The organism is Peribacillus sp. NPDC096540 (genome assembly GCF_050278525.1).
Classification (GTDB): domain Bacteria; phylum Bacillota; class Bacilli; order Bacillales; family DSM-1321; genus Peribacillus.
This window is the reverse complement of the sequence record NZ_JBNNTG010000008.1, coordinates 88,698-108,247: the sequence shown is the minus strand read 5'-3', so window position 1 is coordinate 108,247 and position 19,550 is coordinate 88,698. Positions and strand designations below refer to the sequence as shown.

At 35.1% G+C, this 19,550-nt stretch carries 13 protein-coding genes and 5 pseudogenes; 10 read left to right on the top strand and 8 right to left on the bottom strand.

Annotation, left to right across the window (positions count from 1 at the left end; translation table 11 throughout):
* Positions 1-395: 395 nt before the first annotated feature.
* Positions 396-1,387 (top strand): annotated as a pseudogene (locus ACQKMR_RS10045) (IS4 family transposase); the annotation flags it as partial.
* 48 nt (positions 1,388-1,435) lie between these two features.
* Here the strand turns inward: ACQKMR_RS10045 and ACQKMR_RS10040 are convergent.
* From ACQKMR_RS10040 to ACQKMR_RS10025, 4 genes and pseudogenes are all read right to left on the bottom strand, one after another.
* On the bottom strand, positions 1,436-1,897 hold the full coding sequence (locus tag ACQKMR_RS10040) for a hypothetical protein (protein WP_427697162.1): 462 nt from the start codon (positions 1,895-1,897) through the stop codon (positions 1,436-1,438).
* 235 nt (positions 1,898-2,132) lie between these two features.
* Positions 2,133-2,612, bottom strand: coding sequence for a hypothetical protein (locus ACQKMR_RS10035; RefSeq protein WP_427697161.1), 480 nt, complete (start codon positions 2,610-2,612; stop codon positions 2,133-2,135).
* 295 nt (positions 2,613-2,907) lie between these two features.
* A pseudogene (locus ACQKMR_RS10030) lies at positions 2,908-3,137 on the bottom strand (integrase core domain-containing protein); the annotation flags it as partial.
* A gap of 265 nt (positions 3,138-3,402) precedes the next feature.
* Positions 3,403-4,635, bottom strand: coding sequence for a cytochrome P450 (locus ACQKMR_RS10025; protein ID WP_427697160.1), 1,233 nt, complete (start codon positions 4,633-4,635; stop codon positions 3,403-3,405).
* 964 nt (positions 4,636-5,599) lie between these two features.
* Here ACQKMR_RS10025 and ACQKMR_RS10020 point away from each other — a divergent pair.
* Both ACQKMR_RS10020 and ACQKMR_RS10015 read left to right on the top strand, forming a co-directional pair.
* Positions 5,600-6,793, top strand: coding sequence for a YhgE/Pip domain-containing protein (locus tag ACQKMR_RS10020; RefSeq protein WP_427697159.1), 1,194 nt, complete (start codon positions 5,600-5,602; stop codon positions 6,791-6,793).
* Between the two features lie 45 nt (positions 6,794-6,838).
* Entirely contained in the window at positions 6,839-7,378 is a 540-nt protein-coding gene (locus tag ACQKMR_RS10015; RefSeq protein WP_427697158.1) for a PadR family transcriptional regulator, read from the top strand.
* Between the two features lie 156 nt (positions 7,379-7,534).
* Here ACQKMR_RS10015 and ACQKMR_RS10010 read toward each other — a convergent pair.
* Positions 7,535-7,777 (bottom strand): annotated as a pseudogene (locus tag ACQKMR_RS10010) (integrase core domain-containing protein); the annotation flags it as partial.
* A gap of 130 nt (positions 7,778-7,907) precedes the next feature.
* On the opposite strand from ACQKMR_RS10010, the gene ACQKMR_RS10005 reads away from it, so the two are divergent.
* The 7 genes from ACQKMR_RS10005 to ACQKMR_RS09975 all read left to right on the top strand — a co-directional run bounded on the left by ACQKMR_RS10005 (position 7,908) and on the right by ACQKMR_RS09975 (position 15,999).
* The gene (locus ACQKMR_RS10005; RefSeq protein WP_427697157.1) at positions 7,908-8,222 is read left to right on the top strand and encodes a hypothetical protein; all 315 of its coding nucleotides are present in this window, start codon (positions 7,908-7,910) and stop codon (positions 8,220-8,222) included.
* Positions 8,223-9,527: 1,305 nt separating this feature from the next.
* Positions 9,528-9,734, top strand: coding sequence for a hypothetical protein (locus ACQKMR_RS10000; RefSeq protein WP_427697156.1), 207 nt, complete (start codon positions 9,528-9,530; stop codon positions 9,732-9,734).
* A gap of 207 nt (positions 9,735-9,941) precedes the next feature.
* Positions 9,942-10,280 carry a hypothetical protein gene (locus ACQKMR_RS09995; RefSeq protein WP_427697155.1) on the top strand — a complete coding sequence of 113 codons (339 nt, stop codon included), beginning with the start codon at positions 9,942-9,944 and terminating at the stop codon, positions 10,278-10,280.
* A gap of 105 nt (positions 10,281-10,385) precedes the next feature.
* Entirely contained in the window at positions 10,386-10,697 is a 312-nt protein-coding gene (locus ACQKMR_RS09990) for a hypothetical protein (RefSeq protein ID WP_427697154.1), read from the top strand.
* A gap of 416 nt (positions 10,698-11,113) precedes the next feature.
* Positions 11,114-14,149, top strand: coding sequence for an efflux RND transporter permease subunit (locus ACQKMR_RS09985; RefSeq protein ID WP_427697153.1), 3,036 nt, complete (start codon positions 11,114-11,116; stop codon positions 14,147-14,149).
* Between the two features lie 521 nt (positions 14,150-14,670).
* The gene (locus tag ACQKMR_RS09980; protein WP_427697152.1) at positions 14,671-15,321 is read left to right on the top strand and encodes a DsbA family oxidoreductase; all 651 of its coding nucleotides are present in this window, start codon (positions 14,671-14,673) and stop codon (positions 15,319-15,321) included.
* Positions 15,322-15,396: 75 nt separating this feature from the next.
* Positions 15,397-15,999, top strand: a complete 603-nt coding sequence (locus ACQKMR_RS09975) for a nitroreductase family protein (protein WP_427697151.1) — start codon at positions 15,397-15,399, stop codon at positions 15,997-15,999.
* 152 nt (positions 16,000-16,151) lie between these two features.
* Here ACQKMR_RS09975 and ACQKMR_RS09970 read toward each other — a convergent pair.
* From ACQKMR_RS09970 to ACQKMR_RS09960, 3 genes and pseudogenes are all read right to left on the bottom strand, one after another.
* Positions 16,152-17,193, bottom strand: a pseudogene (locus ACQKMR_RS09970) (serine hydrolase domain-containing protein).
* 720 nt (positions 17,194-17,913) lie between these two features.
* Positions 17,914-18,225, bottom strand: coding sequence for a CotD family spore coat protein (locus ACQKMR_RS09965; protein WP_427697150.1), 312 nt, complete (start codon positions 18,223-18,225; stop codon positions 17,914-17,916).
* Positions 18,226-18,863: 638 nt separating this feature from the next.
* Positions 18,864-19,145, bottom strand: a pseudogene (locus ACQKMR_RS09960) (sodium/glutamate symporter); the annotation flags it as partial.
* Positions 19,146-19,550 lie beyond the last annotated feature (405 nt).

The window sequence follows — 19,550 nt, the reverse complement described above, 5'->3', positions numbered from 1 at the left end:
GATTAGTTTGGTTTTTGCTTTCACTATTTATGCAAAGGATGGTAGGGTCACAGTTCCCAATTTCTTAATGTGCTCGTAACCCTGTTTCGTAACCTAATACAACATGGATGTAATCACGTTCGGAACGATATGTCTCTTCAGAGTCCATATAGATTTTAGGTATGTAAAATTTAAAGGGATTCGCCTTTAAAAATTCGGGGTAAAACAATAAAAAACCGAGTGATGATATCTCCAATGGTTACTTTTAATCCAAGGGGGAGTAGTTTAATCATGGTAGAGGCCACCGATATAAACAAAATTAGATCTCTTTCCAGAGAGCTGGGTATGTGGAAGAAGACCACATCCTTAGATCAGTTAAGGGGCAAAATTGAGTATTCAACTGTGGCATTGAGGCTTCAAGTGGGAGTATTAATACGTAGATGTGAAAATTCAATTGGAATATGATTTACTTAGTGTTCAATTCCTTATCGAGCAACTTGGACCAGGAAATAGTAATGATAAAATATATGGTACCATCTGCCTTGAATCCGTAGGGGGCGGGCGATTTGTGTTTGAAAGAAATTGTACTTCGATTTAGGAGATTTACAAGCCATTCATGATAAAGAGGTTTACTATATCTCGCGGTTAAAGCTGAATACACGCATTTATATCAAGAACCCTGGCCAGAATACTTCAACAATGGCACGTTAAAAAGGCAAACAGAATACATCCAGCTGATATGACACAAATGATGTCTAGTCTAACCCTTGGTGACGGTGGAAATCCCCGAGGTTTACATTGCCAAATTAGAAGCTTCCAGCACGTGTCATTATCCATCGCTTAACCGATAATCTGACGCAAACACATCTGAAAAACTAAGCGATACGTGAAAAGAAGAAAGGCAATGTCATGAAGGATAAAAGTAAACGTTTAATGGATATGAATGTATATATCATGAACACTTCTCTAAAAGAAGTACAGACGAACTAAGTGCATTCATTGTATTCACCTCGTTCGCAGATTGAGATTTTGTTTAAAACGTGGAATCCATTCATTGAAATTGGATGAATGTAAAAATGTTAAAAGAGAACGCCTAGAGTGTCATTTATACGGACAACTCATTGGCATTCTCCTTTGTTCTTCTATGATGTTTCAAATGCGACAGCTTCTGCTTGAAAAGAAAGGAAAAAGAAGGAGCTGAGTGAATACAAAGCGATTGATTAAAGATTACTTTCCGTTACTGTTTCAAGCGATAGAAGTTGGTGCAGAAGAACTTTTGAAAATTTTGCATCGCCTTTATCAACTGCTCAAAAGGAACGGTCGTAAATGTCATCGGTTTTGAAGGTGACCGTCTGATATTCTAGGAAGTGTATATGAAACGAAGATGAAGCATAGAAAAGCTGCCTAGTGAAAAAATCACGTTGTATGCGGCAGGACTCCTCTTTTCATCAACTCACTACCGTTTATAGTCTGATACAAAATTTCTGATTTCTTGTATCGGTATTTCCAAATTAATAACCATCTGAATGAGTTCAACCCATTCTTTATCAAGTTCTTTTACTGTTTCGTTTGCCTCCTGACGTTGCATTACTATTCCCTTATCAGAATCAGAGGGTAACCCAGCTATCTTTCTCACACCAGATTCACCTTCTTTTTCTTGATACCCCTGTGATTCTTTGTGTAGCAGTTCCCACTGCTCATATAGGCTTTTGGCTGTCTGATAATCATCGAAATTCACTTTTAAATCTGTCTGTAATTTACCTTTTAAATCGCGGTTTGACTTTTCCCATTCCTCTAAACTTTTTATATCAAAGAGTTTTGAAAACCTCGGTTTTATATTTTCCCAGTGAAAATATATATTATCACACCATTCTAACAAATCTTCACGGTATTGTATTTGTTCTTCTATTTCTAGCATATCCCTTGAAGAACCTCCCTTTTAGTGATTTTTCACCTTTATAATGACCACAATTTTATACTATGTTCCATGAATATCCTAGGACTAGGCATTAGCCTAAATATTTCTAATAAACATGACATTATCATTGAATAGTATTGTATAAATTAGGAGGACGTTCAGCCTTCAACTATCCTCCTTTTATAGTTAAGATTCACCCTATCGCTCAATAAAACAATTGATGTTTTTGGTTATTTTAAAACCTTCGAGCGGTAAAGGTATTCCTGCTTTCAGGACCCCAATTTTCTCCCCCAAAACCTGTTCTGCCTTCTAGATTAACAAAGCAAGGCAGTACCGTATATTGAACACCTGGGGTAGCGTTTTGGTTAAAAGTCATTAAAAACCTTGTTTTTGAATTGCCAACAGGCGTAATCCTTGCCATATCAGGTCTTAGACTGTTTGTAGGAAGGAGCTTCATATTACCTCTTTCAACAGTTGCAATGTCGGACGGACTATCTAAATTAATTCTAATCCAATAATTTCTTACATTTGTTGCAGATTTCAAATCGGCTGGTTGGTCATAAGTTATTTCAATTTGATTAGGAGCTGTTTGTCTTACAACGGTAAGGACTGGGTGAGGAACCATTTGAGGATTTTGTCTACCAGTAGGCATCATTTGTCCCGAATACATTTGGGAAGACATATCAGAGTAAGGCATCATTTGTCCCGAATACATTTGGGAAGATATCAGGGGAAGGCATCATTTGTTGTTTTCCTCCTTGAAAAAATTGTAGTCATCTAATCATAATCAATGTATGAAGGGGTTTGCATAATGTTAAAATTCTTATATAAATACTAATAAGTAAGTAAATCTGTTATTTCTGCTTATTTAACTGACTGGTGCTGTTCCTTTAAGATCTGGCTGCTAATCTAGGCTGCTTTTTTATTGAATTAAAGAAGCAGTTTAGTTTAAGAAGGTTAAAGTTTATAGTGTTGAATTAAATTAGATAAAGACACTAAAAAGTTAAATCTTAAGCTCTATTCCAAATTCGATGTTCAATGGCTTGTGGGTTTTGATAGCCCAAGCTGCTGTGAATCCTTTTTCGGTTATACCAACTTCAATAAATTGGAACATTGCTAATTTAGCTGTTTGATAGTCTAGATATTGCACGTGGTTGACTTCTTCCTTCTTTAATATCGCATGAAAAGATTCAATACAGGTATTATCATACGGGCAACCTTTCTGGCTAAAGGATTGCTTAATATGATGGTTTGGATATGTTGAGTAGACTCCCTGCTTGTTTATTATGAGCCAAGATCCGTATAAAACAGGAATTAAAGCCACGGAAACCATTTACTCTTCTTGTTTTAATCACTTTAATTTCTCATGGAGCGACAACTGGTGAAAAACTTTTAAAATCTTCGTATAATAATAGTTATGTCATAGTAGCTAATAAAAAAGAGAACAACAGAAGTTATCTGATGTTCCCAAATCCAATTAACAGATCTTAATGACTTTTAGATCCTTATTTGTAAACTTTCATCGGTAGATAAGTTAAGGACTGTCCCGTTGCGGAGGCAGTTAGGTTCTTTTCTAATTCAAACCCATCCACTGGTTCGATGCGGGAAAATTTTTGTAAAAATGCTTCTAGTGCAATTTTCATTTCTAATCGTGCAAGAGGTGCGCCTAAACAGAAGTGTGGGCCATTTCCGAATGTCAAATGCTTTTTATTGTTTGAACGGTGAATGTCGAGAGAGAAAGGATCATCAAACATATCTTTATCCATATTGCATGCACTCATCCACGCGATGACTACATCTCCTTTCTTCAACTCAACTCCTAACAGATCATTGTCTTGTTTCACCGTACGATCTCTTCTTGACATATGAAAACGATAGCGGAGCATTTCTTCGACTGCGTTTGGCACTAATTCCACATTGTTTCTTAGTTCTCCATATATTGACTCATCATCATAGAGCAATGAGTAGAACGTATTGGCAATTGCGTGGCTGGTTGTTTCCACCCCTGCACCTAAAAGCAGCATGGTCGTCTGTACAATCTCCTCATCCGTAAACTTGTCACCGTCTACTTCAGCCCGGATTAAGTCAGAGATAATATCATCCGCAAGGTTCGAACGTTTTTGAACGACAATCGGGTAAAGATATTGGAAATACTCCATTGCAGCATTTTGTTTTTGTAGCTCAATGTCTTCCAGCCTTTCTTTGTCGTAAGGTTGGAAAAGAATATCAACCCATTTTTTGAACTGATGCCGATCTTGTACCGGTACCCCAAATAAATCTGCTATTACTAGGCTAGGCAAAGGGGCAGCAAACGCTTCAACAATATTAACGGTAGCGTTGTCCTGGATATCTTCTGCAAGTTGAGTTGCAATCTGTTGAATACGGGGTTCCCAGTTCTTCAGACTGCGTGGAGTGAAAGCTGCTGCCAACAAGGAGCGGCCCTTCCGATGCTGAGGTGGATCTGTGAGTGTAAGATTCGTAATAGGTGAGGGTTTTTTTTGTTTGTTGTTCGCTCCAACAAAAATGGTTGTTTTGGGACCTTCACTTGAAAAGAATTCATAGTTGCTTAACACCTGTTTAACATCTTCATATTTAAACACATTCCATGTATTTGTTTTTTCATGATAATAAACAGGATGATCGTGTAACATTACTTTATACCAATCAATCGGAAAAAATTCCTCTGCACGTGACTGAAAATTTGTGATTTCATTAATTGGAATGACTTCTTTATTCATAATAATTCTATTCCTCCTTTAAAATAGATTACACAACCTACCTTTATTTTTAAATAAAGTATCAAACTTAGTGACAACTCCCTAATTCCAGAGTACTCTAATCAGAGTAATTTTTATAGAGTAAAAGGTAATAGGACATGGACCCTATTTATGATTGGAAATTTGGTTTTAATTAGAATTATTGATTTCTCGTCTTCGATGATACCTTCAGCTACACATAATAAGAAAAAGGAACGATTCTATTTTAGAGAAAGGAAGTATGGCGAAGCTTAATATGATTCAGTTGAAATATATTGATCCAGTGAAATCCGCTGTTTTCCTAGAGAATTCAATTAAACAAGAAAAGTTGGGCTCAATATAGAGAGACTAAAAATAAAGAAGAAATCAAAAAGCGTCTTGCACTCCTCGATGAAATACAGCAGAAGTCCGTACAATTTGGCAAAGCAGAACAAAATATTCGCTGGATGGAAAAGTTCTTAACTTTTTAAAAAACAGTTCGGTGATTGAAAAAAGTGCATTCCTATGTCTACGTATAGGGATGTTGCTTGAATAGCATTTTCTCTTAAGATGATAACCTTTGAGCTTTTACACCTTCGTCACCGGTTTTCTGTACCGTATTAGTGGAGGCTGACGCAGAAACCACATTATTTTTCCTGTTTTATATCAATACTAAATTCTGAATTTAATATATTAATTTGTATAAAAAATACTCCCCTTACAGTAGTAACATTTTACTTTAATCGTGCAGCTGTATGGGGAGTATTTTCATTTTTTTTAATTGCTTCCATCTTCGTTAGATAAATTTACCATACAAAAATGGAGCGTTTTGTAATTGACTTTGCAAAAATAATAAAATAAACTATAAAAGTACTTTGATTATAGTACTTTAAATAAAGTATATTAATAGAAGTAGTATGATGTGATTTGATTAAAATAAATTCTAACTTAAGGAAGGATACAACATATGAAATTTACTCAGTTCTTAAAAACAAAAGGCGCAATTGCGACAATCTTTATGGGGATCTTCTATGCCGTTGCAATGCTAGGTATCTTCTTGCCTGGTTATACAGCAATTCCAGGGAATATTGATAAATTACCAATTGCTATTGTCAATGATGATGCCGGTGAATATGGGGCAAAAATTGCCGACCAGCTACAAGAAAATTTACCGTTTAAGGAAATCGAGACGGAATTAACAAATAAGCAAGCCTTAAACGATTTAGAGCACAATGACTTAGCGTTAGTCGTACACATCCCAGAAACATTCTCTGCGACTATGCAAAAAGGTGAAGCGTCATCAAGTATCGACTTTACAATTAATGAAGCAGGGGCAACAACTGTTTCTTCCACTATGAATTCAGTTGTTAAGGAAATTAACAACCAGTTAAGCACACAATTTTCACAACAAACAGCCCAAGGCGTATTAATGAACTTTAATATACCAGAAGAGCAAGCTGCCGAATTAGCAAAAAAGATTAAAACAGCTTACGTAGGAAACGTAGTGTCAATCAACGAAGTACCAGACGGTATGAATAATAATATGCTGCCAATGTTCTTAACAATGGCTGGTTATACGGGGGCGATGATCGGAGCGATGCAATTAGTAGGTGCATTTAAAGAAAGCCGTGGAAAAGCAAGTAAAAAACGTTTATTCAGCTATGTACAATTAACTGCGTTATTGGTTGCAGTGGTATCATCATTAGTTGCATTAGGTGTAACATATTTAATCAATGAGCCAAGTGGTGACCTGTTCTTCAGTTTGGTAGGACAACAAATTTTAAACTATATGGTATGTTTCAACTTTACAGCGATTGTTATCTTCTTAATTGGTGAAGGCGGTATGATTTTGAACTTACCAATTTTATTAATACAAACATTAGCAAATGGTGCCACAATTACACGTGATATGATGTACTTGCCATATGAATGGATGAGCCAAATTTCACCAATGTATTACTCAGTACAGGCATACTTCGCAAACTTATATGGTAGCGTTAGTCCAAGTCCATATATTTGGTCAATGGTTGCAGTAGGTGCGGTTGCAATGTTAATTAATATTGCTATTGTCGCGTTTATCCATAAACCAATGCCGCTAGAAGTTCCGGAAATAAAGGCTGAAACGGAAAATGTAAAGAATGTAACTGAATTCACAGCTTAGTTTTGCTAAAATAAGGAGATAATTCTTCTTAAAGGAGCAAAGAGAATGTCCATTCAAATTTTTATATTGAGTAAACTGATGGAGGATAACAATTATCCTTATAAATTAAAAAAACAGCTTTCAGAACCCATTCCATTTGATCAACTAGGTGGGCTAACAGAAAGTAAACTGTATTACCATTTTGATTCATTAGCAAAACAAGGTTTAATTAAGGCAGTCGAAATCATAAAAGAAGAACATCGACCTGATAAGCAAATATTTACGATTACGGCTAAAGGTCGTGAAGAACTACCGAAAAAAATCTACAAGTTGTTTGAAAATGCGGATGCTATTAGTGATATGGTGGTAGGCTTAGCAAGCATCAAGTATGTGGATCGTGAGAATGTAGTAGAAATATTAGAAAAAAAATTAAAAGATATTAAGGCTCATTGGGAGCAAATTAGTAATTTTGAAAAGCAAATTCAGATAGAAAAAGAACACGAAAAGTTTGCAGAATTTTTCAGTGGCTATGTTTCAACTAGAACAGAGCACACAATTTATTGGCTTGAAGAGTTAATTAAACGAATTGAACAAAGGGAAATATAATGGGATTGTAGTTTGGTCCACAATAAAGAAAAGCCAGTTAGCATTATTTTAAGGTAAACTGGCTTTTCTTTATTAAATATTGAAATGATCGTTTGTGAAGAAGTCTACTTAACGGGTGGATTCTAGTCAATATTTTGGACACTAAAAAGTTAAATCTTAAGCTGTATTCCTAATTCGATCTTCAATGGCTTGTGGGGTTTGATAGCCCAAGCTGCTGTGAATTCTTTTTCGGTTATACCAACCTTCAATAAATTGGAACGTCGCCAATTTAGCTGTTTGATAGTCTAGATATTGCACGTGGTTGACTTCTTCCTTTTTTAATAGAGCATGAAAGGACTCAATACAGGCATTATCGTACGGGCAACCTTTCTGACTAAAGGATTGCTTAATATGATGGTTTGGATATGTTGAGTAAACTCCCTGTAAAAAACTCCACGAATGTACATATTTCTAGGTAATGAACCTAAACATCCTTCCTTATCTTCACATAATCTAAATCAAATAAAGAATTGAGGGGGACTTACTAAAAATGTATGATTTAATATATGAAGATATAAATGCAAATGATTTAAGAAGAATTGGTTTTGGTGGAGGTCACTTTGGAGGTTTTGGGAGACCATTTGGATTTGGAAGACCATTTGGATTTGGAAGACCATTTGGTTTTGGATTTCCTTTTCTAGGGGGGCTTGCTGCAGGAGCATTGCTTGCAGGGCCATATTATGGTGGCTATGGATATGATGGGTATGGATATGATGGCTATGGATATGGTGGCTATGGATATGATGGCTTTGGATATCCAGGATATGCTCCATACCCAAACCCATATTCATACTACCCTTATTGAGAAAAGAAGTTAGTGGCTAAGAGCAAATATGAGAGAGCGAATATGAAATTGTACAGATACTTTTAATTTTTATACCCTTTTTTTTAAGAAGGGCTTATTTTTATTTAAAAGGGTAAATCATCCTATTGATAGGCAAACCTTCATCACTAACTCTGGAATATCATTCTCTCCGTTATAAAAGACGTTATCCATCCTAAAATCACCACTAGAAACATCTTCCCTTTTCATCTGTTGGATCTAATCGTATTCGGCAATTGCAATGCCCAGAATGGTTCTTTCTTGCAGTCTGAAACGACGGCTGGAAAACTACCATTTTGTAAAAAGTTATTTCCCTTTGCGGTAAGTTGACCTCAATATTAAATGTTCATGCTCTATCAAATAAAATTTTAATAACTTGTAGTTCGGAATAAGAAGTAAAAAACTCCACGAATATATATATTTCTAAGTAATGAACCTAAACATCCTCCTTTTCCCTCAAGTTCCCGTGGGTTCCTACTTTATCACTGCTGCTGAGCCAAAATTTTTAACTCCACTCCGTATTACTATTACTATTCCTGTTACTCGAAATAGGAACACAAACGTTACCATAACCATGCAAGTCGATTCATTAGGAATGCAATTTTTGGTAGTGTTAGAAGTTTAACATACACACAACCAATTAAAGATGCAACTGTACAGGTTTCTAGGATAGTGGTTACTCAGCTAGAGGTGGCAGGAACTGTTAATACAAATGCTCAAGGACAATATTTATTTGCTAATCTAGTAGATGGTGCCTAATTTATTGAGGCTGTCAAGCCAGGATTCTTAACGAATCAAAGTGAAACTGTAGACATTTCTGGAAGGGAATTTGTCCAAAGTGATATTGGTTTAGCTGCTGATCTAGATGCTACAACTGGAACTATAAGTGATTTTTTTATCCGGAGAAGAAGCAAATAGTGATATGTGGGAAAGCGTTGGAGTCTATGAAATCCAATGCTTTTTTGATTGCTTATAATGTCAACAAAAAAACAGAAATATGAAAAGATATAGTTTTTGAAACATCTGAATTAGATAGAAAATCGGCACAGGCAGCTGTAGAAGAGGTAATGGAGAAATACCAGTTTAAATACTTAACTTTAAAGGATAGAGAAGCAACGCTCACACAAAAAGCTCGGAGGTTCGTTATCATGGACCAACTAATTAGAGTAGAATCAGACGGGAGATTTAGCTATTTAATGCTGACCAGTTATTTGATGGAGCTGTCAGGAGGAAATAAGCAGGAAATTATCACCTAATATCGAACTATTAGATAAAGGAGATGGTAAAATGAATCTGAGAGTTAAATATAGGCTTTTTATACATGTTGACGGAGGACTTACTCCTGAGAAATATGACCGATACGAGATACTAAAAGTCAGAGAAGATATTGATCCTAATGATACTAAGGATTACCAAGAACTTAGTATAAAGTTGGGAAAGTCGATTAATCGGCCTGTAAATGAATTTAAAATGAAAAGCTTTGAACCAATGTAGGAGCATCCTAGCGATCGTACTTTTTTACTTGCTGGAAAAAATATCCTTAAGTCGAAATGTTGTTTGATTAAGGTAAGGTAAGGTAAATTTATATCATCGAGAATAAAGCAAAGGGACGGCACTTATGTAGAGAGTGTCGTCTTTTTATGGATAGAGAAGGAAAAAATCAGTCGTTTGGAGAATATGAAGAAAGGGGGTGGGATAATATTGAGTCAAAATAGTGAACTGGTTTTATCTAAAGAGGATATTTTAAGAATGATTGTTAAACACCTTGATGTATTCCCGTTAACTAGTCTAGAGGCTATTAGAGAAGTGATTAGGAGTTCTTTAAAAAAACAAGGCTTAATATTTGGGGTAACTGAACATACAGGTGGTGGTACTATAACCTATAACCGAAGAATATCAGATGAAAATTCCCTTTTAATAAATGATTGTATTTATGACCTTTTATATACACGTGTTATCACACCTGGTATTAATGATGATAATCTTGATTTACCTTGGATTCATGTTTCTGATAAAGAGAAACTCAAAACATACCTATAATGAATAGTAATCAATTTAGTTCAAGCACTCATTTCACTGGGTGCTTTTTATTTGCAGGAAATTATCTCCTTGTGCCGAATCTATAGGGCAAAGGGAGTTGATAAAATGGATAGTAGTCAATTATCAATTTTTACGTTGGAAACACTAAAAAAACACAAAACAAATACAGGTGTAAGTGTAAACCAATTTTTACAACAAAAACATCCTAATGGTGATTGGGTAGTAAATAAGGATGAAATAGGTTATTACGTAAAAGTAGCACATTTAACTATGAAATATCGATGGAAAATAGTTGGTGAGGTTATAGAGGCTATTAGTGGAAGAGCAGTACAACTTACACCAGATTTACATCCAAATAAAGTTAATAGGGATTCTAAAAGAGAAAAAGTTGATAAAAAACATCTAAATGATCTATGACTTTGTTAGAAATACCCTTTGGAGAGATTGAAAGCATGGAAGAATCAATTAATAAAGCTTCTGTAAAATTCAATCTTACTGAAAAGGAAGTTGAGGCAAGAAACTATATTATGATTTGAAGGCACTCAGTAGTTACTGAGACAATTCTTATTCAGTTAACGGGTAGCGTAAATAAATAAGGAACACGAAAATAATCAATCTTTTTAATAAAGAATAATTCGATTAAATATTAAAAAAGAGCCTGTATTGATCAATCATTTTTCAAAACAGGCTCTTTTTTTTGTTCGTTTATCAAGGAGCATTAATTTGAATAAAATTTATCTCAAAACTAAAATTTTTACCCACTTATAGGAATATATGGTATTATTTAAAATGGGTATTATTTACTAAAATATACAATATGGGGTGATATTTACATGGAGTTTTTTACTAAGTGGTCGTTTAAGAATAGGGCTGCAGTTTCATTAGTAACCATTTTTATTTTGTTGATAGGAGTAGTTAGTTATTTTAAACTGCCGATGGAATTTTTACCATCTGCTGATAATCCACAAGTTACGATTATCACGATGGGACAGGGCACTGACTCGAAAACGATGGAAACACAAGTTACAGATCCGATTGAAAGGGCTGTTACAGGAGTAAAAGGAAAGAGTTCTGTATACTCCACCACTGGTGATGGTTTTTCAAAAGTAGATCTATTCTTTGAATCCGGATCAGATATGAAACAGGCAAAAATTGATGTTCAAGAGGCTTTAAACAATGTAGCATTGCCGCAAAGTATGACAAAGCCTACTGTTACACAGTTAAATACATCAATGATCCCCATTTCATTTATAGCTGTGACCTTTAAGGACGGATTAACAGCTGAAAATCTAGACTTTACGAAGAAGGAATTAGAGCCTCTATATAAAGATATTAAAGGAGTTTCGGATGTACAGACATTTGGAATCTCCCAATCTGTTCTTTCTGTAAAATTGGATAATAATCAATTGGCTAAAAAGAAAGTCTCCATTCAAGATGTCATGAGCGTCCTTAACGGTCAAAATACAGCTCTAGCCGTAGGCGAAAAAGTGATCGATGGGAAGGCTAGTAACATTAAGGTTATCGGGGATTTAACAAGTATTGAAAAATTAAAAGCGTTAAAGGTCACTCCAAATGTCACACTTGGAGAGATAGCGAAAGTTGATGAAGCGAAGGATGGTAATCTCATCAGTCGTTTCAATGGAAAAGAAAGCATTGATATTAGCATTATCAAGGACAGCCAATCAAATGCTGTCACAATCAGTAAAGAGGTTGAAAAAACAGCAAAAGAAATTAATGAAAAGTATAGTGACCAGAAATCGACCATCTATTTATCTACAGCTGATATGGTGGAGACTTCTGTTCAGACGATGGTAAAAGAAGTGCTGCTTGGTGCGCTATTCGCCACAATTGTGATCATGGTCTTTTTACGAAATGTCCGGTCTACATTTATTACAATCGTGTCCATACCGCTATCTCTTGGCTTTACGTTATTCTTGCTGTCAATGTCGGGAGTGACGCTGAATATTTTAACGCTAGGCGGTGTCGCTGTAGCAATAGGTCGCTTGGTGGACGACAGTATTGTTGTTATTGAAAATATTTTCCGGAAAATGCAGCAGGAGAAGATTTCCATCCAATTGGTAATGGATGCAATAAAAGAGGTAGGAGTGGCGATAACAGCTTCAACCCTTACTACTGTAGCCGTTTTCTTGCCGGTAGCTTTATTGAACGGAGGGCTTCAAGAGTTTTTGCTTCCTTTCGCTTTAACGGTCACTTATTCTTTACTGGCTTCTTTAATTGTCGCATTAACGGTTGTTCCGTTAATGAGTGCGGGATTGCTAAAAAGAGCGAAGCTGCCAAAACATCGACCAGCTAAGCGTTTTACCAAGCTGGTTACTTGGTCATTAAACCATAAATGGGTTGTCCTGATTGTTGCATTGCTGTTGTTTGTCGGTTCCATTGGTACATATTTTGCCATGCCAAAAGGGGCGATTGATAATTCTTCAGCTGACTATGTCTCAGTGACATTGACTTATCCAAATGATCAGCCCTTTGATAAAGTAAAAGAAAAGGCGATAGAACTCGAAGAAAAAATGCAGGATATGAGTGATGTAGATAATGTGTTCATGCAATTAGGTAACTCTGCCGAAGCGGCTCAATACGGCGCAGTCACATCACCTACAGAAGCTACATTCGGTATCTTAGTGAAGGATAAAGCAAACATAGATACCATCTTGGAGGAAATCGAAAAGCAAAAAGAAAACTATCCTGGTGCGAAGCTTACGACTACCGCTTCTTCATTTATGATGGGGGCTTCAAAGACGAACATTACGATAGATGTAATTGGCAGCAGTGCGGAAGATTTGGAGCTGACAGCTAATAAAATCAAAGGAAATATTCAAGATATTAAAGGAATTGAAGATGTTACAACGAACCAGGACGAAAAGAAAACTATTTATTCATTTAAGGTAGATCCGGCTAAAGGCAACACAGAACAAATAGGTCAACAACTTGGTATCATGCTTAATAAAACCCCAATTGGCAATATCACCTTGGATGATAAGCAGACACCTGTAGTCCTTGAACCAATCTTAGATCCTAAAAAACCAAAGGATTTAAAGAATATACCTATAATGACAGATGGCGGTTTAGTCCCGGTGTCGAAAGTTGCTTCTTTAAAGAGTGAAGAGAGTGCAACAACCCAGTTCCATAAAGACGGAGAAACGTATCTTCAATTAACGGCAACTGTCGATCCGACTAAACTTTCTGATATTGCAAGCAAAATAAATCTTGAGATATTTGGAGATAAGGAGAACAAAGGCCTTGATATTCCGAAAGATGTAGATATATATGTTGGGGGAGCCAGTGCTCAGCAAACAGATGACTTTACTGATTTGTTCCTTACGATGTTAATTTCTATAGGCATCGTCTTTCTAATCATGGTTTTAACATTTAAATCAATTAAAGCACCAATCGCCATTTTATTTTCATTGCCGTTCGCTGCTATCGGAGCAGTGTTAGGATTGGTAATCAGTCGTATTCCAGTGGATATTACAGCACTGTTGGGTGCGCTCATGTTAATTGGAATTGTGGTGACAAACGCTATTGTGCTTCTGGATCGAGTCAAACAAAACGAAGAAAAAATGATTATCCGAGATGCGATCGTTGAAGCGACAGCTACAAGATTCCGTCCGATCATTATGACGGCTGTAGCAACAATTTGTGCCATGTTGCCTCTTTTATATAAAAAGGCGGAAACGGGAAGCCTGGTTTCACAAAGCTTAGCCATCGTTGTCATTGGCGGACTAGCTGTATCAACACTGCTCACACTCATCGTCATCCCATGTATATACGAATTGCTATACTACAAAAAGTCGAAAAAGCAGAGAAAGAAAAAGAGAGAACCCGTTAACGAACACATTGAGATGTAAGGGTGCTTAATAAAAAAGTTTGTAGAGAAAGCGACGCTTTCTTTACAAACTTTTTTTTCTGTAAAATGGATATAAAACTTAGAGTTAAAGGAGCCAGTCAATGAATGGGGAGGATGGCTTTTAGATTCTTGCCTGTTTTTCAAGAAGTATTTAGATAGATTCATTCTCTTTCAAAAAATAGCCGTTCAATTTAATAAGGCTATATTAAAAAGGATACTGAAACAAGCATACATGATAACCATAAATTCTTGATACATCTCAAAATGCATATGATTATTTCATGTTTTTTAAAGTTTTTTAAAAAAATAGTTGACTTCCCTTCAACCTGTAACTAAAATAGTTACAGCGGAGGTGATAAATAATACAACCGCAAGAAGCAATGGAACAATTAGTTACATCAACAGTAAATGTGTAGTTATTCAAATGCATTCTAGATTGTAGAGAAAGCATATTTTTTTACCTTTATTGTAACTAATTAAGTTACAAGTGGAAACTATTGATAAAAAGTGAGGGAATACAATATGACTGTAAAAATTAAAGCTTATTCTGATTTCATATGTCCATTTTGTTTTTTAGGAAAAGGTCCTTTAGACGAAATCGTAAAGGAAAAAGATGTAGAGGTAGAATGGATGCCATTTGAACTGCGTCCGAGTCCATATTCCAAAATTGATCCATGGAAAGAGCCTGAAAAATTGAATTCATGGGATTCTTATATTCTTCCTACTGCGAAAAAACTCGGAGTCGATATGCGTTTACCACGTGTTTCTCCACATCCATATACACATTTGGCTTTTGAAGGGTGTCAGTTTGCAAAGGAGCATGGAAAAGGGAATGAGTTCCACAACAGAGTGTTTGCGGCATTTTTTCAAGAGGAACAAAATATTGAAGATATTGAAGTATTGACAAAATTAGCGGGTGAAGTTGAACTGCCTGAGGATGCTTTTAGAGAAGCGTTAGTGTCACGAAAGTATCGTGAAGTGCATCAAGAAGCTCTAAAACATGCTTACGAAGAAGCTAACATTAGGGCTGTTCCAACGTTTATTATTGGTGATGAAGTTATTCAAGGACTAGCTAGCAAAGAAAGGTTAGCACAAGCCATTGAGAATGAAGCAGAAAAAAATAAACAAAACGAATTTGATGGCTTGCAATGTGATATGGAAGGAAATTGCTAATAACGGTTTGAACAAATAAGAAAAAAATCTATGCATAGATAATTTTTAAATTAAACATAATTTGGAGGAATCAAAATGTCAGTAAATACAACAAATTTAAAAGACGCAATCATCAATCGTCGTTCCATTCGTAAGGTGAAAAAAAACGAAAATATTACGAAAGAAAGAATCAATGAAGTATTAAAAACCGCTATACATGCACCATCTTCATTTAATATGCAAAGTGGACGTGTTGTAGTAGTGATGGAGGACGAGCATGAAAAGTTTTGGGATATTGTAAAAGAAACACTTCGATCTCGTGTTCCAGAAGAGAACTTTGCGGCAACTGTAGAACGATTACGAGGATTTCGTGATGGAGTAGGTACAATTCTTTTCTTTGAAAACCAAGAAACAATAGAGCAAATGCAAGATAAAGCACCATCATATAAAGAACAATTTCCATATTGGTCCCATCAAGGAAGTGCAATGTTACAGTATGCAATATGGATGTCTTTATCAGTAGAAGGTATTGGGGCATCTTTACAACACTATAATCCAATTATTGATGAAGAAGTGAAGAAAACTTGGGATATTCCTGGGGAATGGAGTTTAGTAGCCCAAATGCCATTTGGTGAGCCGAATGAACAACCGGGAGAAAAAACCTTCTTACCTTTCGAAGATGTTGTGAAATTTTATTAATACAAGCAAGTATTTATGAAGGAAAATACGATTGATAGAAAATTAGTAAGGAATGTTAAGAAATGATGATCTATCAGTTGTAGAAGGGCATCTCATTTAAATTAATATTAAACAGACCACCATCTAAAATAATAGATGGTGGTCTGTTCTTATCATGAATAAGAGTTATTATCCAATGGTATATAGTTAGTTTCAATTGTCTGAGATATATCGTATGGCCCCTCATCTTTATTTGAAGGTATGACCGTTGTAATTCCAGACTGCGGATAATAAGAAGAGTTAAAACTGACACCTGGGTCATAACCCATGACATGATATTTACAAATTGTATTATCCTTCTTACTTATCCAAATCCCGTATCCATAATATTCTTCGTCCTCCTCACAAATATGAGGGGTCAAAAGTAGATGGGTTGTCTCTTCTTTTAAAAGCTTATAGCTAAGTAGTACTTCCCAAAACTTCATCATATCAGGAGCCGTAATAAATGCTCCTCCATCTGCCCCACCTTGAATTGGGACTGCATAATTATTGGTTTTCCATGTTCCAGCGTCCTCTAAATCTATATAACCAATGGCGGTGTTTTTAGGTAGTCTATCTAAAGAGAAATAACCAGAATCATGCATATCACACTTTGCAAAAAGATTCGTTTCTATATATTTAGTAAAACTTATACCTGTTTGTTGCTCAATAATTAGTCCTAATAGAATATAGCCAGCATTATTATAATGAAACCTTTCTCCAGGAGTAAACATCATCTTATTATTTTGAAACATAGGTAAAAAATCAGATAAACTTGTTTAGTAGGTACATGGGTTTTTCTTTCCAAAGGTCTTCAAAATTCTCCATTACAGCTTCATCAAAATAATCAGGTATCCCTGCACTATGTGTTAAAAGATGGTGAATCGTAATATCTTCATCGAAATTTGGGAAATCAAGGTCTAAACAATCTTTAAGCCTTGTTTCGAAAGCAATATCTCCTTTTTCTACTAACTGACAAATCGCTACTGCTGTAAACAATTTACAACCTGAAGCGATTGCAAACCTAGTACTAATTTTATTTTTAATTTTATCAGCTCTGTTAGAAAAACCAAAGGCAGCCTCATAAACGGAATTCTCTTTATCCTTTATTAAAATAACACCAGAAAAGTCTATCTTACTTGTTATATCTACTATATCTTTATCTATATTTATCATAAAAACACATCCTATATCTGATTTACCAATCTTTTTTACTGAGTAATTATTAGCTACTATTTTAATTAACTGTTCCAGGACTCCTGATAATTTTATCACATTATTTTTATTAAATGGAATAATTTACTAAATTAATGAGATTTCCTAGCGATTTAACTAATAAAGGAGGGTTTATTAAAAGTATATATGGAAAGATTGGACACGGTGACCTTCCGCTAAAATGAAGAAATATGTATTCATGTATTTGCCATCAAGAAAGCTCTACATATGATTAAATAAAGAAATGCGAAGATTCTGCAGAACTTGCTCTTATATGTGGAAACAAAAGGGGTTAAAAAAAGATCAGCGTATACAAGAACTCCTGAAATTTGGGATATTTAAAAACCTATTGAATTTACTAATTGCTCGATAAATCTCCGAAAAAATTCCTCCATAAATTATTCAAGGACCTCATTTGTATGTCCTGTAGGATCTTTTTTAACTGCGTATTCAGTTACGTCGTTAACTCCAAAACATTGTTTACGCCTTTCTTTCTAAAGCCAGGGTTCCTCTCCTAAGTACACAAAGGGTGACTTCATTCCTGCATATGTAAAAGACTTGCAAAGTGAAAAGAGTCGAAGTACGTGTAAGTGGTTGTTAATTTTGTAGATGAATAGAGAATAAAAACTTTAAGAAAAGGAAGGGAAAACTAATAAAAAACCCCAAATAGGGGTTATATAGTTAAAATCTGAATGGTCTTCGTGGACAACAAGGAGGTTGTGGCACTCCACAAACAAACCTTTGAGTGTAACACTCATTCACTACAGATACTTTATTTGGGGAATGATGTATATACTTTTTCACATGTCTATTAACGATTGTAGTATGTGTCGGATGAAAAACAGGTATAACTGTGTTCGTGACATTGGTATTAACAAATTGTTTTGTGGGTGAAATTTGAGGTGGACCATGCTGAAAAGGAAAAGTTTGTGGCGGACAATATTGAGGTGGAAATTGACCATTGTGTGCATTAGCCCATGTTCTATTATACATTTCAAAACCTCCAGTTCTTATTTAATAAGTCATTGATAGTTTATGAAATGCAATAATAAATGGACTAGTATAAATGCCTCATTTCAAAACAATAACATTGAAAAGGTTAACTTTGAAAATTACCAAAATATATAATTTTATATTGGTAATATTACTCAGTACGGCTAAGCCACAAAAAAAATAACTATTCCGGTTGAAATAGATACAAAGGATAATCGGGGTCTAAAGGGAAATGCTAAAAGAAAATTCTATCCAGCGTCAGTATAAGTAGTGATCCAAAGGGCGTTCCACTGAACGCGATAGACCAACTTACATCTATAATTTTTCAAAAAAACGTTACGATCAGCCGTCTTGCTTGATTGAAAAGGGCGTATAAGTAGAGGGTGATTTTGTATAGGGTTATCAAATCTAGTCTTTAAAGTTAAACCATCCATTAGTGGAATGAAATACGCAAAAAATTGAAGGAAACCTTTGCTTTGGTTAATACGTAACTTGAATATTGCCCTTCTAAAACAGTAGAATAAGTTTCGACGCAAGTTTACGAATATAGGGCCAGAAGCTGATATGGACACCTGGCCGCTTTTATACTTAAAACTTCGTATATTAAGAACAAATTATCATTTAAATATATTAATACTTATACAATACGCTTTACTTGAAGGTCCATATTTAGCAGTGATAGTTGACATATTGGCCATAGCATTTGGTGTAGCCCCTATACATGTCCGTTAAACCCTCAAACCATAACAGCCCCATCGTGGTTTTTGCCAAGAAACCGAAACATGATGAATATACTTAAAAGAATATTTGAAAATTACTTGAATCACCACGATTGAAATAATTGGTAATGCAAGATCTGCAATTTCCTATAGTTTTATACTCATCAAAGCCATTGATAAGAAAATACCTAAAGTAATATCCCAATAAAATTTATACTAGGCATTTCAACTCCGAACTATTACAGCTACTATCATTGCTCAAACATAATTAGGTAAAACATAACCTGTCTTCGCCGAAAATAACTCTCCTAAATATGAACCTAAAGCCATACAAAAAGATAGAATTAATACTTGTTTCATAAATGAAGCTACATTTAATTCTATCTTGTCTTCCATTTCTTTCTTTTCTTGGTGTTAATTTGTGTTTATTAATTAGATACTAAGTTTAGAAAGGTTTTAAGACTTGTACCGACTATTGCAAAAAGTAATCCTCAACAAAAGGTGCAGGGATACAAAAGTGTTTGAATAATTTCACATTCTTAACGATAATCCCACCTAATGCTAAAATCAGTATCGCTAAAAAATAGTTATCGTTTGATAGATCTC